The 15,605-nt window shown below is 70.9% G+C and carries 17 protein-coding genes; 7 read left to right on the top strand and 10 right to left on the bottom strand.

Translation table 11 applies throughout. The features are described from left to right. Window position 1: 1 nt before the first annotated feature. Window positions 2–328: a DUF1490 family protein gene (locus tag STSP_RS37290; protein WP_232789706.1), complete on the bottom strand. Its 327-nt coding sequence runs from the start codon at window positions 326–328 to the stop codon at window positions 2–4. A 418-nt stretch (window positions 329–746) separates the two neighbouring features. Here STSP_RS37290 and STSP_RS19015 point away from each other — a divergent pair, with 418 nt between their 5' ends. Genes STSP_RS19015 through STSP_RS18990 form a run of 6 tightly spaced genes read left to right on the top strand, consistent with a single transcriptional unit; the run spans window position 747 to window position 4,361 of the window. Further along, window positions 747–1,253, top strand: a complete 507-nt coding sequence (locus tag STSP_RS19015) for a Fur family transcriptional regulator (protein WP_332835380.1) — start codon at window positions 747–749, stop codon at window positions 1,251–1,253. Beyond that, window positions 1,202–1,471, top strand: a complete 270-nt coding sequence (locus STSP_RS19010) for a hypothetical protein (RefSeq protein ID WP_067279373.1) — start codon at window positions 1,202–1,204, stop codon at window positions 1,469–1,471. Before STSP_RS19015 ends, STSP_RS19010 begins: the two co-directional genes overlap by 52 nt. 5 nt (window positions 1,472–1,476) lie before the next feature. Next, window positions 1,477–2,529, top strand: coding sequence for a CobW family GTP-binding protein (locus tag STSP_RS19005; protein ID WP_067279370.1), 1,053 nt, complete (start codon window positions 1,477–1,479; stop codon window positions 2,527–2,529). Then, entirely contained in the window at window positions 2,526–3,560 is a 1,035-nt protein-coding gene (locus tag STSP_RS19000) for a WD40 repeat domain-containing protein (RefSeq protein WP_067279367.1), read from the top strand. The genes STSP_RS19005 and STSP_RS19000 overlap by 4 nt, the downstream gene beginning before the upstream one ends. Beyond that, window positions 3,557–3,961: an NAD(P)H-dependent oxidoreductase subunit E gene (locus STSP_RS18995; protein WP_067279365.1), complete on the top strand. Its 405-nt coding sequence runs from the start codon at window positions 3,557–3,559 to the stop codon at window positions 3,959–3,961. The genes STSP_RS19000 and STSP_RS18995 overlap by 4 nt, the downstream gene beginning before the upstream one ends. Then, window positions 3,948–4,361: an ArsR/SmtB family transcription factor gene (locus STSP_RS18990; RefSeq protein ID WP_198547383.1), complete on the top strand. Its 414-nt coding sequence runs from the start codon at window positions 3,948–3,950 to the stop codon at window positions 4,359–4,361. Before STSP_RS18995 ends, STSP_RS18990 begins: the two co-directional genes overlap by 14 nt. A gap of 175 nt (window positions 4,362–4,536) precedes the next feature. On the opposite strand, the gene aztD is transcribed toward STSP_RS18990, so the two are convergent. The 4 genes from aztD to aztB form a co-directional block, all read right to left on the bottom strand. Further along, window positions 4,537–5,736 (bottom strand): zinc metallochaperone AztD, encoded by a 1,200-nt coding sequence (gene aztD / locus STSP_RS18985; RefSeq protein ID WP_067279363.1) that lies wholly within the window; start codon window positions 5,734–5,736, stop codon window positions 4,537–4,539. 93 nt (window positions 5,737–5,829) lie between these two features. Further along, window positions 5,830–6,789, bottom strand: coding sequence for a zinc ABC transporter substrate-binding protein AztC (gene aztC / locus STSP_RS18980; protein WP_067279360.1), 960 nt, complete (start codon window positions 6,787–6,789; stop codon window positions 5,830–5,832). Continuing rightward, window positions 6,786–8,018 (bottom strand): hypothetical protein, encoded by a 1,233-nt coding sequence (locus tag STSP_RS18975; RefSeq protein WP_067279358.1) that lies wholly within the window; start codon window positions 8,016–8,018, stop codon window positions 6,786–6,788. Before STSP_RS18975 ends, aztC begins: the two co-directional genes overlap by 4 nt. Before the next feature lie 21 nt (window positions 8,019–8,039). Continuing rightward, window positions 8,040–8,897 (bottom strand): zinc ABC transporter permease AztB, encoded by an 858-nt coding sequence (gene aztB / locus STSP_RS18970; RefSeq protein WP_067279355.1) that lies wholly within the window; start codon window positions 8,895–8,897, stop codon window positions 8,040–8,042. Between the two features lie 14 nt (window positions 8,898–8,911). Here aztB and aztA point away from each other — a divergent pair, with 14 nt between their 5' ends. Further along, entirely contained in the window at window positions 8,912–9,655 is a 744-nt protein-coding gene (gene aztA / locus STSP_RS18965; RefSeq protein WP_067279353.1) for a zinc ABC transporter ATP-binding protein AztA, read from the top strand. Window positions 9,656–9,799: 144 nt separating this feature from the next. Here the strand turns inward: aztA and STSP_RS18960 are convergent, their stop codons facing one another. The 5 genes from STSP_RS18960 to STSP_RS18940 all read right to left on the bottom strand — a co-directional run bounded on the left by STSP_RS18960 (window position 9,800) and on the right by STSP_RS18940 (window position 15,583). Beyond that, window positions 9,800–10,474, bottom strand: coding sequence for a VOC family protein (locus tag STSP_RS18960; RefSeq protein ID WP_067279350.1), 675 nt, complete (start codon window positions 10,472–10,474; stop codon window positions 9,800–9,802). Between the two features lie 56 nt (window positions 10,475–10,530). Then, on the bottom strand, window positions 10,531–11,433 hold the full coding sequence (locus STSP_RS18955) for an anchored repeat-type ABC transporter permease subunit (RefSeq protein WP_067279349.1): 903 nt from the start codon (window positions 11,431–11,433) through the stop codon (window positions 10,531–10,533). Continuing rightward, complete coding sequence (locus STSP_RS18950) at window positions 11,430–12,308, bottom strand: anchored repeat-type ABC transporter ATP-binding subunit (protein ID WP_078067310.1); 879 nt, start codon at window positions 12,306–12,308, stop codon at window positions 11,430–11,432. The genes STSP_RS18955 and STSP_RS18950 overlap by 4 nt, the downstream gene beginning before the upstream one ends. Further along, window positions 12,305–13,969: a TIGR03773 family transporter-associated surface protein gene (locus STSP_RS18945; RefSeq protein WP_157902868.1), complete on the bottom strand. Its 1,665-nt coding sequence runs from the start codon at window positions 13,967–13,969 to the stop codon at window positions 12,305–12,307. The genes STSP_RS18950 and STSP_RS18945 overlap by 4 nt, the downstream gene beginning before the upstream one ends. Before the next feature lie 75 nt (window positions 13,970–14,044). Beyond that, window positions 14,045–15,583 carry an anchored repeat ABC transporter, substrate-binding protein gene (locus STSP_RS18940; protein WP_067279345.1) on the bottom strand — a complete coding sequence of 513 codons (1,539 nt, stop codon included), beginning with the start codon at window positions 15,581–15,583 and terminating at the stop codon, window positions 14,045–14,047. Window positions 15,584–15,605 lie beyond the last annotated feature (22 nt).

Raw genomic sequence — 15,605 nt, 5'->3', positions numbered from 1 at the left:
CTCAGTGCTCGTGGTCGTGCGTGTGGCCCTCGACATCGACCGCGGAAGGCGGTGGCGCCTCTTCACCCAGTGACGAACGAGCCTCGGCCAGCATGTCGCCCGCTTTGAGCCGGGCTTCCTCAGCAGCGGATCCGAGCCACCGGCCCGCCACGATCCCGCCCGCCAGGCTACCGACAAACGCCTTGCGAGCTGCAGGCTTCACTCGCGGTGCGGCCTTCGCCGCTCCACGTAGTACAGCACCGCCGACGACACCCGAGACGGCGTAGTGCACAAGACGGCCGGCAGCGGCACCGACGACCCCAGCAGGATGCATGGAGAACTCCTTCATCCGCACCGTGTTTCGTACACGACTGTCTCAATTCTCCCTCTTCATGCTGATATGTCGAGCTTGGTCCGGATAGTTGAACTTCGCCACCATCAGCTGTCAGCAGTATGCGAGGAGGCGGCCACTGCCTCGCACGTGCTCACATGCGGACGCCGGTACGTAGCGCGGTGCCGATGAACACCGGTTCCGACGCCTGATGTTGGTTGCTGTGGAACCCGTCCCGCTCGAAGTCTGCGCGCGAACCGGCCCGTGAGCACAGTCCAGTGACGGTCGGTCGGGTAGCGAGCCGGAAGAATGCCCTTGGAGCGCAGGCCGTCGCCGTACGAACCGCCGTCGAGACCCACCCCATATGGACATGGATTTCATTTTCATCTAGCGTGAGGCGTGCCCGATGCCGCATATCCAGTGGGGGTGATCCGCCGTGAGCTGCCAGACGGCCGCGGAGCTGGCGCGCGCCCTGCCGGCCGGGCGGATGACCCGGCAGCGAGTCGCGGTCCTGCACGTCCTGGCGGGCTGCCCGGACTTCGTCTCGGCCCAGCAGCTCCATGCCCAGATGTCCGCCGCCGGGATCCGGGTCGGGCTGACCACCGTCTACCGGACCCTGCGGGAGCTGGAGGCGTGCGGGCGTGCCGATGTGGTGCGCGACGAGGCCGGCGAGCGGCTGTACCGTCCGCGCCTGGCCGACGAACACCGCCACTACCTGATGTGCCGCTCCTGCGGCCGTAGCCGGCCGGTGGACTCCGAGGTGGTGGAGGCGTGGGCCGACCGGGTCGGAGCCGACGCCGGGTTCGCCGCGGTCGAGCACACCGTCGAACTCACCGGCATCTGTGCCCGCTGCCGGCCCGCCATGCCCGCCGCCGACGAAGGAGAAGCGTCATGCCGCTCGGAGCCCGCCCGCCAAGCAGATCGCCGCAGCTGCGCGAGCTGAAGCAGACCGTACGGCGCCTGCTCGACCTGGACGACGACACCACCGTGATGGTCCGCCAGCTCGCCTGCACCGAGCCGGGCTGCCCGCCGCTGGAGACTGTCATCGCCGTACTTCCCATGAGCGGCCCGGCCCGCCGCTGGACCCTGCACCGCCCCGCTGAACAGGTCACCGAGGACGACCTGCGCGCCTTGCTCTCCACCGCACCAGAAGGAGCCTGACCGCCATGACCGACACCGCTTCCGCACCGGAAGCCACTGAAGCCGGCGAAGCTGCTGAGGCGGTCGACGGCCGCGTCCCCGTCACCGTGCTGACCGGCTTCCTCGGCTCGGGCAAGACCACCCTGCTCAACCGCATCCTCACCGAGGAGCACGGCATGCGGATCGCCGTGATCGAGAACGAGTTCGGTGAGGTCGGCATCGACGACGCCCTCGTCCTCGACGCCGAAGAAGAGATCTTCGAGATGAACAACGGCTGCATCTGCTGCACCGTCCGCGGCGATCTCATCCGCATCCTCGGTGCGCTCATGCGCAGGCGCGAGAAGTTCGACCGCATCCTCATCGAGACCACCGGCCTGGCCGACCCCGCGCCGGTCGCGCAGACCTTCTTCATGGACGACGAGATCGCCTCCCAGCTGCGTCTGGACGCCATCGTCACGCTCGTCGACGCCGCCCACGTAGTCCAGCACCTGGACGAGGAGAAGCCTGAGGGGGTGGAGAACGAGGCGGTCGAGCAGATCGCCTTCGCCGACCGGGTGGTGCTCAACAAGACCGACCTGGTGGACGAGGCCACGATCGCCGAGGTCGAGGCCCGCGTACGCGTCATCAACACCCCCGTGCAGATCCTGCGCACCCAGCACGCCAACGTCGCCCTGCACCAGGTGCTGGACGTCGGCGCGTTCGACCTGGACCGGGTACTCAAGGACGACCCGGCCTTCCTCACCGAGACCGAGCACCAGCACGACACCACCGTCACCTCGGTCGGCATCGAACTGGACGGCGAGCTCGACGAGGACCGGCTCAATGCCTGGCTCGGCCACCTGCTGCGGACCAAGGGCGTCGACATCTTCCGCTCCAAGGGCATCCTCGCCATCGCAGGAGCACCCAAGCAGTACGTCTTCCAGGGCGTGCACATGCTGCTCGACGGCGAGTTCGGGCGGGACTGGCGCGAGGGTGAACAGCTCCGTAACCGGCTGGTGTTCATCGGCCGCAACCTCGACCGCGAGGCGCTGGAGCGCGGCTTCGCCGACTGCCTGGCCACCGCAGGAGCGGCCGCGTGAGCGTTACCGCACCCGACCAGGCGCTGGCCGTCGCCTGGGAGATCCGCATCGACGACGCGCCGGTCGCACTGAGCGCGCGAGGTGACCTGGTGGCCGTCGCCGGCGCCGAAGGCGCCGTTCGCGTGCTGGACGCCGCCATGGGCGCCGAGATGGGCGCCCTCGACCTGCCCGGCGGTGCCCTGGACGTGGAACTCGCCCCGGACGCACGCCACTTGGCCGTCACGGGACCCTTGGGGTACGCACTGTGGCGGCGGGACGACGGATGCACGACCGTACGGGAGTCCGGTGCCTGGTCCGCTGCTGCGGCGTGGGCGGACGGCAGCAAGGTGGCGGTCGCCTCCGGCCGCCGCGCCCTCGTACTCGACGCGGACGGTGCCGAGTTGTGGCGCACGGAGCCCGCCGCCTCGACCGTCACCGACCTGGCCTGGATGCGCCAGGGGCGGCGGCTGGCGGTGGCCGCGTACGGGGCTGTGTGCTGCCACGAACGCCACACTGAGAAACCGGTGGTCACCTATCCCTACATCGGCTCCCACCTCGCGCTCGCCGTCGCCCCCACCGGTCGGTGGATCTGCAGCGGCAACCAGGACGCTTCGATCCACATCTGGCGCACCCGCGACGCGAGTGAACTGACCATGTCCGGTTACCCGGAGAAGGTCTCCCGGCTCGCCTTCGACGAGTCCGGCTTCTGGCTTGCCGCCGACGGCGCGCCTGACGTGACGGTGTGGGATTTCTCCGGCAAGGGACCGGTCGGCACTGCGCCGCGGTCCCTGCGCTGCCACGAGACCATCACCGCACTCGCCTGGCGGCCCGGCGCCGCCGGGCACCTCGCCAGCGGCGGCGACGACGGCACGGTCGCCCTGTGGCACGCCACCGCCGGACGGCCCGAGTCCCGGCTGCGCCCGGCACGGGAGCTGGACGGAGACGGCTCGGCGGTGGCCGCACTAGCCTGGGCCGGGCCGCATCTGCTGGTCACGGCCCACCGCGACGGACGGGTCCGGGCGTACGGCGTGCCTTCCCGGAACGCCCTGTGAACCGGCCCGTGATCCGTGCGGCGCACCGGCCCTGCACGGTGGTCGTCTGCCGGGGCTGCTGCTGCGGCAACCCACGCAAGTACCCCGGCACCGACCACGCCTGGCAACTCGACCGGCTGCGGGCCGGCGCGGCCGACTCCGGCGGCCGGTTCACCGTCCGTACGACGGACTGCCTGGGCCCCTGCGACCAGGCCAACGTCATCGTCGTCCAGCCCTCCACCGCCGGGCGTCTGGCCGGCGGCCGCGCCACCTGGATCGGCTTCGCCCTGGACGACGACTGCACCGACGACCTGCTGCGCTGGGCCGCGGCCGGCGGCCCGGGCGTCGCCGAGCCGCCGGCCGCGCTGCAGCTGCAGTTCGTCCGCCCGCCGCGTGAGGCCCGTGCCCGTGCACGTCGATGAGGCCGATGGCGGCCGCGACGTGCTCGCGGCCGCCCTCCCCCGGGGCCCTTCGGGCACGGGAGGTACCCCCATTCGCTCCGCCTGCGCTCCGCTCGACGAGGCCACCGCAGCGACCGTCGCCGCCACGCTCCAGGCGCTGGCCACCCCCTCGCGGCTGCTGATCCTCACCACCCTGCGGCAGGCACCGTACTCGGTCGGTGAACTCGCCGCCGCCGTGCGCATGGAGCAGTCCGCGGTCTCCCACCAGCTGCGGCTGCTGCGCACCCTGGGCTTGGTCACCGGCCGGCGGGAGGGCCGCCGCATCGTCTACCGCCTCTACGACGACCATGTCGCCCAGCTCCTCGACCAGGCTGTCCACCACATCGAGCACCTGCGGCTCGGTGTCCACGACCCCGGCTGATCCTGGCCATGGGGGCACCGGCCGCGGCACCGTCACTGCCCACCGGTTCAGGCACACCGTGGGCGCTCAGCTCGCCGAACGCGGCGCCAAACTCCAATGCTGCGCCTGCTGCCCCGCACCGGCCCTTGCCGGGCCGGTGCGGGGGGTGCGGGACGGCCTCGCCGGCGTCGGAGGGTCAGTGGCCCGCAACGACGCCGGACAGTTCGTTCGTGCTCTTCGGCAGGGTCACGGACGTGAGCTTCTCGCCCGATTCGATGTCGACCGCGTGCAGCTTGCGCTTGCCCGGCTCGGAGACGTACGCGGTGTGATCACGGACGAAGAGGGTGGGCCGGGGCTGCTGCCAGTCCAGCGGCTCCTGCCACTCGTCCACGACGGGGATCTTCTTCTCCACCTTGCCCGTCTCCGGGTCGATGACGTGGAGGGTGCCGTTGGTGCCGAGGAGGAGGGCCTCGCCGTGGGGTCCGCGGCCGAGCGAGCGGAAGGAGTAGCTGGTGCCCAGGTCGACCAGGCGGAGTTTCCCGGTCTCGGTGTTAATGAGGGAGATGCGGGTCGGCCGCTCCAGTTCGGCCTCGGGGTCGGTCTTGTAGTCGCCCAGGAGGATCGGCGATGCGTCGCTGCCCGCCTGGTTGCCGATGCGGCCGTAGTCGTCGGGGGCATCGACCTTGGTGAACTTGCCGTTCTTGTAGATCAGGAGGCCGTCCTCGCAACCGATGCCGACCGCTTCGCCCTTGGCCGCGGCCTCGCCGTGGACGCCGGGGCAGTTCTCGTTGCGCTTGATCTCCTTGTTGTTCTTGTCCAGGACGAGGGCGCCGGTGCGCTTCTCCTCGGTGCCGAGAGTGCTGAGGAGTTCGCCGTTGGCCAGTTCGATGGCGACACCGTGGTGCGGCTCGGCGGAGGTGTAGGTGCGGCCTTCCGGCTTCTTGCCGCCGGCAAGGTCGTCGGGGTCGAAGACGTTGACCTCGCCGGTGCCGTCGGTGAACAGGACCGTCTTGCCGGCGTGCCGTACGACGTGCCCGGGCTTGGTGCCCTTGTACTCGAAGCCGGTGAAGGTCTGTTCGGCGGCGTTCAGGACGCGGAAACCGGCGTCGGTGGAGACGATGACGTGGGAGTCGTCGCCGGCGGGGTTGAGACGGTTGAAGCCGGGCAGCTCGATCGTGTTGGCCAGCTTCAGGCTCTCACCGTCCAGGACGTACAGGCCGCCGTCGAACGTGGCGACCAGCGGGTCCTTGACCGCTACGGCCTTGGTGCTCGGCCCGGCCGTGGCCTTCGCGTCGGCCGAGGAGGCGTCCTTGCCTCCGCAGGCGGTCAGGACCGCGGAAGCAGCCAGGGCCAGGGCCGTGCCCGTGAAGGCTCTGTTGCGTATCGACTTGTTCACCGATGTGTTCCTTTCTGGGCCGCGCGGGCGCGGCAGTGGGTGCGGGTGTGCTTGACCAGCCGGTCGGCCGGTGTCCACGTCAGGGGCGCTGGTTCAGGCGCCGGTCAGGCCGTCGGTCATGGCGGTGGTGTTGGCGCGCATCATCTGCAGGTAGGTGCCGGCGCCCTTGCCCTTCTCGGTCAGCGATTCGGAGTAGAGCTCGACCACGCGCACCCGGCCGCCCATCTCCGTGCGCAGCACCTCGGCCAGTCGCTTGGGCTGGGAGGAGTCGGCGAAGACGGTGTGCACTCCTGCCTCGCGCATGGCCCGGGTGAGCGAGCGCAGGTCGGAGGAGCTGGGCGAGGCCAGCGTCGTACCGCTCGGGATCACCGCACCGATCACCCGGAAGCCGAAGCGTTCGGCGAGGTAGCCGAAGACGTGGTGGTTGGTCACCAACGCGCGCTCCTTTTCGGGTATGCGATCGAAGGACTTCTCCATCCAGGCAGTGAGGTCGGCGAGTTGTTCGTCGTAGCGGTCGGCGTTGTCGCGGATCGCCTTCTCGTCCACGCCATCCACGTTCTCGACCACCTGATCGGCGATCAGGCCGACGGCCTTGCGCACGCGGTCGGGGTCGGTCCAGAAGTGCGGATCGGGCTGCCCGGCCTCCTCCTCGGGTCCTCCGTCGTCATGCGCCTGGAACGCGAGGGGGCCCACCGCCTTGCCGACCTCGAGGGTGGCCACCCCGGACTCACGCGCGGCGTCCACATGCCGCAGTACGTTCTCCTCCAGTCCCAGCCCGTTGAAGACCACGAGGTCGGCGCGCTCCAGTTCGGCGGCCTGCACGGCCGACAGACCGAAGGAGTGCGGGTCGGCGTTCGGCTTCATCAGCACGGTGACGTCGGCTTCGTCGCCGACGATCTCCTGGGTGATGTCGCCCAGGATGTTCGTCGTCACCACCACCCGGGGCCGGTCGTCGCTGCTCGTACAGCCGGTGCCGGCACCGGCCAGGGCGAGGGTGAGCAGGGCCAGCAGGAGGGTGCGCAGCCGCCGCGACCCTCGCGTCCGTGTGGTCATCGTCCGGTCTCCACCATCAGGGCCGGCTCGATGTCCAGGTGGAAGGTGCGCGCGATGCGCAGGTTGTCGTTGTAGTCGATCTCGTACACGCTTTTGCCCCTGGGGTCGTTGAGGTAGGCGCGGCTGCGGTCGACTTCGATGACCGGTCCCGCATTGCTGCCTTCGCGGCCGGCGTCGGGGGCGCCCGTCACAAGCGGCTTTGTATTGGAGACCTGCTTGCCGGTGGCGATCTCGTAGCCGTGGAGTGCGCCGTCGGTCTCCAGGACGATCAGGACGGAGCCCTCGCCGGCCGTGTTGGCGGAGACGACGGGACCGGTCTTCACCCGTGTCCACCTGCGCTCGGTGACGTCCAGCACCCACACGGCCCGCTCCCCGGCCGGCGCCGTGAGCGTGTCGCTGCCGGGCCGGTGCCGGAAGGCCGTGGCCCGTTCCTTCTCGGGTACGTCGCTGCCGTACGGGATCTTCTGGGCGGTGAAGGTGCCGTCGTCCTCACGGACGAGCAGGGCGCCGTCGGCACATCCAAGGACCACTCCGCGCCGGGTGACGGCGTCGCCCCGCACCTCCTTGCACTGGGCGTCCGGCGACGCGGCCCGCTTGCCCTCGCGGTCGTACACCACGACCTTCCCGTCCTCCGTGACCCCGAGCAGGTGCTCCGCGTACGGCACGACAGCTCCCGCGTGTGTTCCGGAAAGCGTGCGGGCGGAGCCGACCTTGCCCTTCTCCAGACCGGCCCGGCGGTAGACCCTGGCCCGGCCGTCCTCGTCGGTCACCGCGGTCACGGCGGCGTCGCTGCGGATGCGCGTACCCGGACCTCCGGGGAGCCGACCCACGTCGCGTATCGCCGCGCTGTAGTAATGCACGTGGTCGCCGTGGTCCACCATCCAGGCGCCGCCGTCGAGGACGTGCGTGCCGCCCGCGGTGTGGAAGTAGCCGAACCGGCCGTCCGTGGTGAGTTCGGTGGTGCCCGTCGTCCGGGACACCTCATGCACCTTCCCGGTGATCAGATCGAGTACCCGGGTGTCTCCGGTCCTCGGGTCGTTGAGCACCAGCCGGGACTGCTGCTCGGCCTTCTCCTGCGCCCCTTCGACGTACCCGTGCGGAGCAGAGGCCGAGGGAGTCGTCCTCGCGCCGGACGCGGTGCCGTCCTGGCCCGCGCAGCTCGTGGTGAGCAGGGAGACGGCCACGAGCGCGGCCGACCCCCAAGTAGTGACGTTTCTTCGGACGAACAAAGGGACCGCCTCAGGTTTCTTTCAGTCGGTTGCCGCGGCGTGAGCACCGGCGAGGCGCGCACGGCGGTGGTGACGGAGACCGGATGCCAGGTGGGAGAGGAAGAACAGGACCACCGCGAGGGCCGAGACGGTCGCGCCGGCCGCGGTGCTCAGGTGCCAGGACAGCAGCAGGCCGCAGAAAGTGGCGGTGATGCCGAGCAGCGCCGCGAGGACCATGACGCCCCGCACACTGCGCGCCCAGGGCAACGCGGCCGCGGGCGGAGCGATGAGCAGACCCAGCACGAGCAGCGTCCCCACGATGTGGAAGGAGGAGACGATGGCCAGCGCCAGCAGGCCGAGCAGCACGGCGTGAGTGAGGCGAGGGCGCAGGCCGAGCGTCCGGGCCTTGCGCGGGTCGAACGCCAGGGCGAGGAAGGCCCGGTGGCCGAGAACCGAGACGGCCAGCGCCAGCAGCAGCGCCCCGCCCAGCAGCACCAGGTCCTGTTCACGGACGGCGAGTACGTCGCCGAAGAGGAACCCCGTCAGGTCGACCGCGAAGGACTGCGAGCGCGAGACGATGATGACGCCGAGCGAGAGCATTCCCACGAACAGCAGGCCGATACCGGTGTCCTGGGACAGCCTCGGGGTGCGGCCGAGGGCGGTGACGCCGGCTGTCATGACGGCCGCGCTCAGCAGCGCCCCCACGAGCAGGTTGCCGCCGAACAGCGCGGCGAGCGCGACTCCGGGCAGCAGCCCGTGGGACATGGCGTCGCCGAGGAAGGCCATCCCCCTGAGCACCACCCAGGTGCCGGCCAGGGCGCAGATCGCCGACACCAACATCCCGCCCCACAGGGCCCTTTGCACGAAGGTCACCTCGAAGGGGCCCGTCAACCACTCCATACGAGCACACTACAATGAAAATCATGTTCAAAACACAGGCGCCCCCTCCCGCCATCGCCGGGGACAGCACGCTCCGCGTCCGCTTCACGGAGCTCTCCGCCGGCTACCCCGGCCGCCCCGTCCTCCACCAACTCGACGGCGAAATACGGGCGTTGGCCATCACGGCGCTCGTCGGCCCGAACGGAAGCGGGAAGTCCACCCTGCTCGGAGTCCTGGCCGGTGTGATCCAACCCACATCAGGCGAGCTCCGCCACGCCGGCGACCGGCCGCCGGCGTTCGTCCCACAGCGCGGGGCCGTCGGTGACGCACTGCCGTTGACGGTCAGGCAGACGGTGGAGATGGGGCGCTGGGGCGAGCGCGGGCCGTGGCGCCGGCTGACCCGGCAGGACCGCGCCACCGTGGACACCGCCATGGAGCGACTGGGCATCACCGACCTCGCCACCCGTCAGCTCGGGGAACTGTCCGGCGGACAGAGGCAGCGCGCCCTGATCGCCCAAGGGCTGGCCCAGCAGTCGGACCTGCTGCTGCTGGACGAACCGACCACGGGACTCGACACCGAGGCAAGGGAGCGGATCGCGGCGCTGCTGACGGAGCTGGTCGCCGACGGAGTGACCGTCGTCCAGGCCACGCACGACCTGGAAGCCGCGCGCTCGGCGGACGCCTGCCTCCTGCTCCGCGACGGTCACCTGGTGGGACAGGGGCGCCCCGAGCAGCTCCTCACCCCCTCGACACTCGCCCAGATCTGGCAACCGGCGTGACATGACCGCCCCGTCATGGCTCGTGACCACGGTGCTCACGTGGCGCTGTCACATGTACCGGCCCAGGATCCGCAGCGACGCGTCGAAGGATCGGCGCTGCGGCAGATAGCCCACGCGGTGCCCGGCCCGGCCGGCTGCCAGAATCTAGCCGGTGATCCCCAGCGTGAGGGACGTTCCATCGACGAAGCCGACCTCGAACCGCAGCGGGCCCGCAGTGCCGGGCACGGTGTGCAGACCGGGGGGCCGCCCGCCGCACCAGCGCTGAATGTCATCGGCCGGGCCGGCCACGAGGATGCTGGTGATGCCGGTGGGCTGGCGTCGGTGTGGGGCGCTGAGCGCAGCGGGACGTTCGGCCTCCGGCACCGGCCAGTGGATGAGATAGGGCAGCCACGGCCGGTCGAAGGTCACGCCGAATCCCGCCAGCGTGTACGGCGGGAATCCGGGGCCTTCCGCTGGCGACTCGGTCACGGGCGCATGGTTTTCGGCGGCGAGTTCGCGCAGGCGTTGCTCGTCCTCTACCAGCACCAGCCAGGCCACCGGGACCAAGGGCTCCGAGGGGTGCGCTGCGAGGGCCCTTCTGTGGATCTCGAGAAGCGGCGGCGCGCCTGGCGCGGCAAGTTCACCGTTCGGGTAGGTGATCTCCAGCAGTGCCTGCCCCAGCGGTACGACGAGGTTGGACAGCCCGACGCCGGGAATGGTTCGGCCGCGTGCGATACCCAGTCCAGCCCGGCTGAACGCCTGTTCGGCGTCGGCCTTGGTCCGGGCTGCCAGCACCACGTGATCGATTTCCATCAGCCACTCTTCCGAGGTCGTGGACATGCACCGGGCGCTCCGGCACTAGCCAATAGTGGAATTGGTTGCGTACGGCGCCGCGTTCAAGGAGTTCCTGCTGTCGCGGCGGGGATCTCTGCCGGCGGACTGACCCGAGGCGCATCTGTCGTGCGGCGCAGGGCGCGGGTCAGCAGGCCGTGGCGCGGCGCGAGCAGCCAGACCAGGGCGAACACCGACGTCAGGACGACGACGATGGAGCCGCCGGCCGCCAGGTCGTAGCTGTAACTCACGTACAGCCCGGCCATGCTGCCCGCGCAGCCGATGCCCGACGCCAGCAGCGTCATCGTGCCGAGTCGCTCGGTCAGCATCCGGGCCGTCGCCGCCGGGGTGATCATCAGCGCCAGCACGAGGACGTTGCCGACCGCCTCCAGTGACATCACGATCGTTGCCGTCACGACGACGTAGAGGGTGACGTCGAGCCGGAAGACCGGCAGACCGGCGGCGCGCGCCGTCTCCCGGTCCAGGCTGACGGCCACCAGTTCCTTGCGCAGGGCCAGCACCACCGTGACCAGCACGGCCCCGAACGCCGCGGCCGTCCACACGTCGCCGGAGCTCACCGCCAGTACCTGCCCGAACAGGAACGACGACAGGTCTGTGGTCCAGGTGTCGCGTGTCGAGACCAGCACGATGCCGAGTCCGAAGGCGAAGGCGAAGAAGACCCCGATGACGGTGTCCTCCTTCAGGCGGCGGTTCTGCGAGACGAACGCGATGCCGACGGCGGTGACGATGCCCGCCGCCGCGCCGCCCAGCAGCAGATTGCCGTTGAAGGTGTAGGCGAGCGCCACCCCGGGGAAGGCCGAGTGGGCGACCGCGTCACCGATGAAGGCCATGCCGCGCAGCACGACGAAGACGCCGACCACCCCGCAGACCAGGCCCGTGACGGCGGCGACCGCGAACGCCCGCTGCATGAACGGGAGATCCCAGGGGTCCAGCAGGAACTCGATCACGCCGCCACCGCCCCGGCCGCCGTCGCCGCCCGGTGAAGACCGAAGGCGCGCAGCATCTGCTCCGAGTCGGCCAGCAGCTCGGGGCCGCCCTCCGCGACGACCGTGCGGTTGATCAGTACCACCCGGTGACAGGTGCGGGCTGCCGCCGCCAGGTCGTGCGTGGTCATCAGCAGCGCCTTGCCTTCGCCGGCCAGCCGTCGGAACAGCTCGTTGAGATGCTCCTGGGTGGGTACGTCCACCCCGGTGAACGGCTCGTCCAGCAGGAGGAGTCCGGGTTCGGCGGCCAGTGCGCGCGCCACCAGGACGCGCTGGCGCTGGCCGCCCGAGAGCTCACCGATGGGGCGGCGGCGCAGCTCGGTCAGTCCGGCGAGCTCCAGCGCCCGGTCGACGGCCTCCCGGTCGGCGGCCCGGGGGCGGCGCAGCCAGCCGATGGAGCGGGTACGGCCGGACATCACCGACCCCGCGATGTCGATGGGGAAGTCCCAGGCGAACTCGTGCCGCTGCGGCACGTAGCCGACGGGGTGACCCGAGGGGCGGCGCACCCGGCCGGAGGCGAGAGGGACGAGGCCGAGTACGGCCCGCAGCAGGGTCGTCTTGCCCGCTCCGTTGGGTCCGATCAGGCCGACCAGCTCCCCGGGGTCCACGGTGAGCGAGGCGTCTTCCAGCGCCGGCCTGCCGCCGAGGGTGACGGACGCGGACTCCACGCGGAGGAGGGATTCGATGGTGGTGCCGGTCTCGGCCCGGCTCCCGGTCCCGGGCCCTGTCTCGGTCTGGGTCTCGGCCGGGGGCCCGTTCTCGGCCCCGGTGCCGGCCCTGATCTGTGTCCCGGTCTCGGTCCCGGTGCGGTTTCCGCTCCCGGTCTCGGTGCCTGTCATGCGGGAGTGCCCCTGCCGCTGCGGCGGCGGGCCAGCCACAGGGCGCCCACGCCCGCACCGGCCAGTCCGGCGGCCGTGGCGCCGAGGAGCGCGGGGGCGCCGGCGCCGGTGGAGGCCATGGACCCGGAGTCACCGGAACCGGAGGTTCTGGAGCCGCCGGAGCCCGAGCCGCCGCTGCCGGACCCGGAGCCCGACCCCGACCCGGAACCGGATCCGGTCCCTGAACCCGACCCCGATCCCGAACCGTCGCCGGGCTTCACGGAGTTCGGGTCGGTCTCACCGACGGCGAAGGCGATCGTCTCCGTGTCGCTGGTCTTCGTCCCGTCCGCCAGGGTGCCCGTCATGGTCAACGTCAGCCGGAACACGCCCTCCTTGCCGAAGGCCCAGCCTCCGTGCGCATGGGTGTTCTGCGGCACGTCGAAGGAGTCCGGCACACCGTCCGCGCTGTTGAAGCGGACTGTCGCCCCGGACAGGCCGTCGTAGTTGTACAGCGCGAAGTTGCCGGGCCCCTCGACCTTGGCGAGCTTGAACTCCACGCCCCCCTTCGTCTTGCCCGCCTCGATGTTCTCCGTCGACCAGCCGGGCCACAGCAGTCCGTCCTGCTGCACCTGATCCAGCAGCCAGACCGGGTCTCCGGCCTTTCCGAGGAAGGCGAAGTCCTCGGCGGCCGGGATCTCCTTCTTCGCGGCCGGCTTGACGTGCAGTACGACCGAGGAGGGCTCCCGCCAGGTCGTCTTCCCGGCGACCGTGCCGTCCTTGATGTGGATCTGCATCCTGCCGTCGACGACGCGCGCCGCGAGGTCGAGGTGCCCCTCGTCCAGCACCTTCTTCTCCGACACGGCGGTGTCGTCCGCTGCGCTCGCCGCGGCGGTCCGGGCCGGCAGCTCGCGGGTCAGGGCGTCTGCCCCGGCGGCCCCGGCGCTGCCTGCCCCGGGGGCCGCCCCCGGCTGCTGAGGAGCGGCCACGGCGCCACCGCTCTCTCCAGTGGCCGCGGGCGCCTCGTCGGGCTCGGCCGGATTCGGTGCGGCGGCCTCCCCGTCCGCCGCCTCCGCGATGGCGGCGTCACCGACGCGCACCTCGTACACCGTCTCTGCGCGCACCGCCTCGCCCTCGGCAGTGCTGCCGCTCGCGCCGAAGGTCAGCCGGTACGTGCCCGGAGCGCCGAACGACCAGCGCATTCCGCCCTGTTCGCCGACGGGCAGCCGATGGACGTCGGGCAGCCCGTCCGCGCTGTCGAAGCGGACCGTCGGCTCGCCGTCCGCCCCGACCTCGTACGCTCGGACGGCCCCCGGCCCCTCGACGGCGGTCAGCGACCAATCCACCCCGTCACCGTCCAGCGTTCCCGCCGCGACGCCGGTGGTGTCCCAGGGAACGTCCGCCGTCTCCCAGTGCCAGGCGCCCGGCTCCCCGAGGAAGCCGTACGCCTCGTCGCGCGGTATGACGGTCGCATGCGTGTCGTCGACCTCGACGACCCGGGGCGCGTCCCGGTCCGCCGCGGGCGCGAAGCCCAGCCCGTCCTCCCCCAGGATGATCCGCGCCGCCGGATCGGCCTCCGGCGCGGCGGTCGCCGCCATCGCCGTGGCTCCCCCCGGCAGCAGCGCGGCGGCGAGCAGCCCCGCCGCCAGTCCCCTGCTTCTCCTTGTTGGTGCTGTGGCCTTCACAGGTCGAGTCCTCCTTGGTTGTGCGAATTCCGCCGAGTTCTTTGGCGTCGTGCCGCGGGACGCACCTCTCGGGGCTCAGCCCGCAAGGCACTTCGCGAGCTCGTTCGCGTTGTGCCGCATCATCGAGACGTAGTCGTGGATCTTGTCGTCGAAGGAGTCGCCGTAGATCGTGCAGATCCCCACGCCCTGGTCCTCCGCCACGCGGCGCAGCACGTCGGCGCGTGCCGCGAGGTTCGGTTCCAGGAAGACGGCGGGAACCCCCTTGTCCTGGATGGTGTCGCCGAGTTGTTCGACCTCCGCCGCGCTCGGCTCCTGGTTGGGCACAGGCACCACGAAGCCGGCGATCTCCATGCCGTACGCCTTGGCCAGATAGCCGAAGGCGTCGTGCGTGGTGATCAGCTTGCGGTTGGCCTCGGGGATCGTCGCCAGCTTCGCCGCGACCTCCTGGTCGAGCTTTCCGAGCGTCTTCAGGTAGGCGGCGGCGTTCTTGCGGTACGTCGCCCTGCCGTCCGGGTCCGCCTTGATGAGCTCGGCCTCGATGCGCCGCACGTACGCCTCGGCGTTGGCGACGTCCTCCCAGGCGTGCGGGTCCATGTCGCCGTGCACGTGCTTGCCGATGACGGCCTGCGGCAGCACCCACAGGTCGTCGCCCGCCTTACCGAGGAAGCGGTACGCGTCCTCCTTGGGGACGGTCTCCTTCGCCTTGTCGGGCACGGACACCACGACCTCGTCGGCCGCGTGGTGCTCCCGCTTCCCGGTCTCCGGGTCGTCGGACCGTACGGACACCTCCCCCTTCGCGGCGTTCAGCGTCACGTCGGCGTGGCCGGTGCCGAGGAGGGTCCTGCCCTCGGCGCCGCGGTCGCCCATGCCGCCCACCGCGAAGGTGATGGTGCCGCCGCCCGCGTCCGTCCGCGTGCCGTCGAGGGTCTCGGTCTGCCCCTTGACGGTGAGCCGGTACGTACCGGGCTCGGTGAACGCCCAGTTGACGTGGGTGTGGGCCTCAGGCGGCAGCGTGAAGGAGTCCTTGCCGTCGAAGCCGTCGGCGGAGTCGATGTAGCTCTTGGGTGTGCCGAGCGTGTCGGTGAGGTAGACGTGGAGGTCGCCGGGGCCTTCCAGGCCGGTCGCGGTGACCCGCACCTGCGAGCCCTCACCGGCGACCTCGCCCTCGACGGCCCAGCCGAGCCACAACACGTCGAGCCCCAGGTCCTCCTGGAGCTTGATGACCGTGCCCCCGTACTCCTCCAGCTTCTCGCTGATGGCGATCTTCGGGGTCCCCTTGCGGGTGTTGTTGTGGATCATCTTCGTGATCCCGGGCTCCTCCAGCAACAGCCCGTTGCTGAAGACGATGTCCGACTTCGCGACGGTCGAGGCGTCCCCGGGACTGGGCTCGTAGGAGTGCGGGTCGCCGTGATGCGGGACGATCGAGGTGACGTCCACCCGGTCGCCGCCGACCTGCTCGACGAGGTCGGCGATGATCGCGGTGGTCGTGGACACCTTCAGCGCGGCGTCGCCGGAGCCCCCCGGCCCGCCGCTGCACGCGGCGAGGAGGGCTCCGGCGACGGCGGCACCGACAGCGGCCGTGGGGCGTCGGTGCCTGTGCCTGCTGTCTGTCACTGTCTCAACCTTCTTTCTGCGG

Origin of the sequence: Streptomyces jeddahensis (assembly GCF_001642995.1) — a bacterium.
Lineage (GTDB): Bacteria > Actinomycetota > Actinomycetes > Streptomycetales > Streptomycetaceae > Streptomyces > Streptomyces jeddahensis.
Note: the sequence above shows the minus strand (reverse complement) of the source record. Positions and strands in the feature narration are given on the sequence as shown.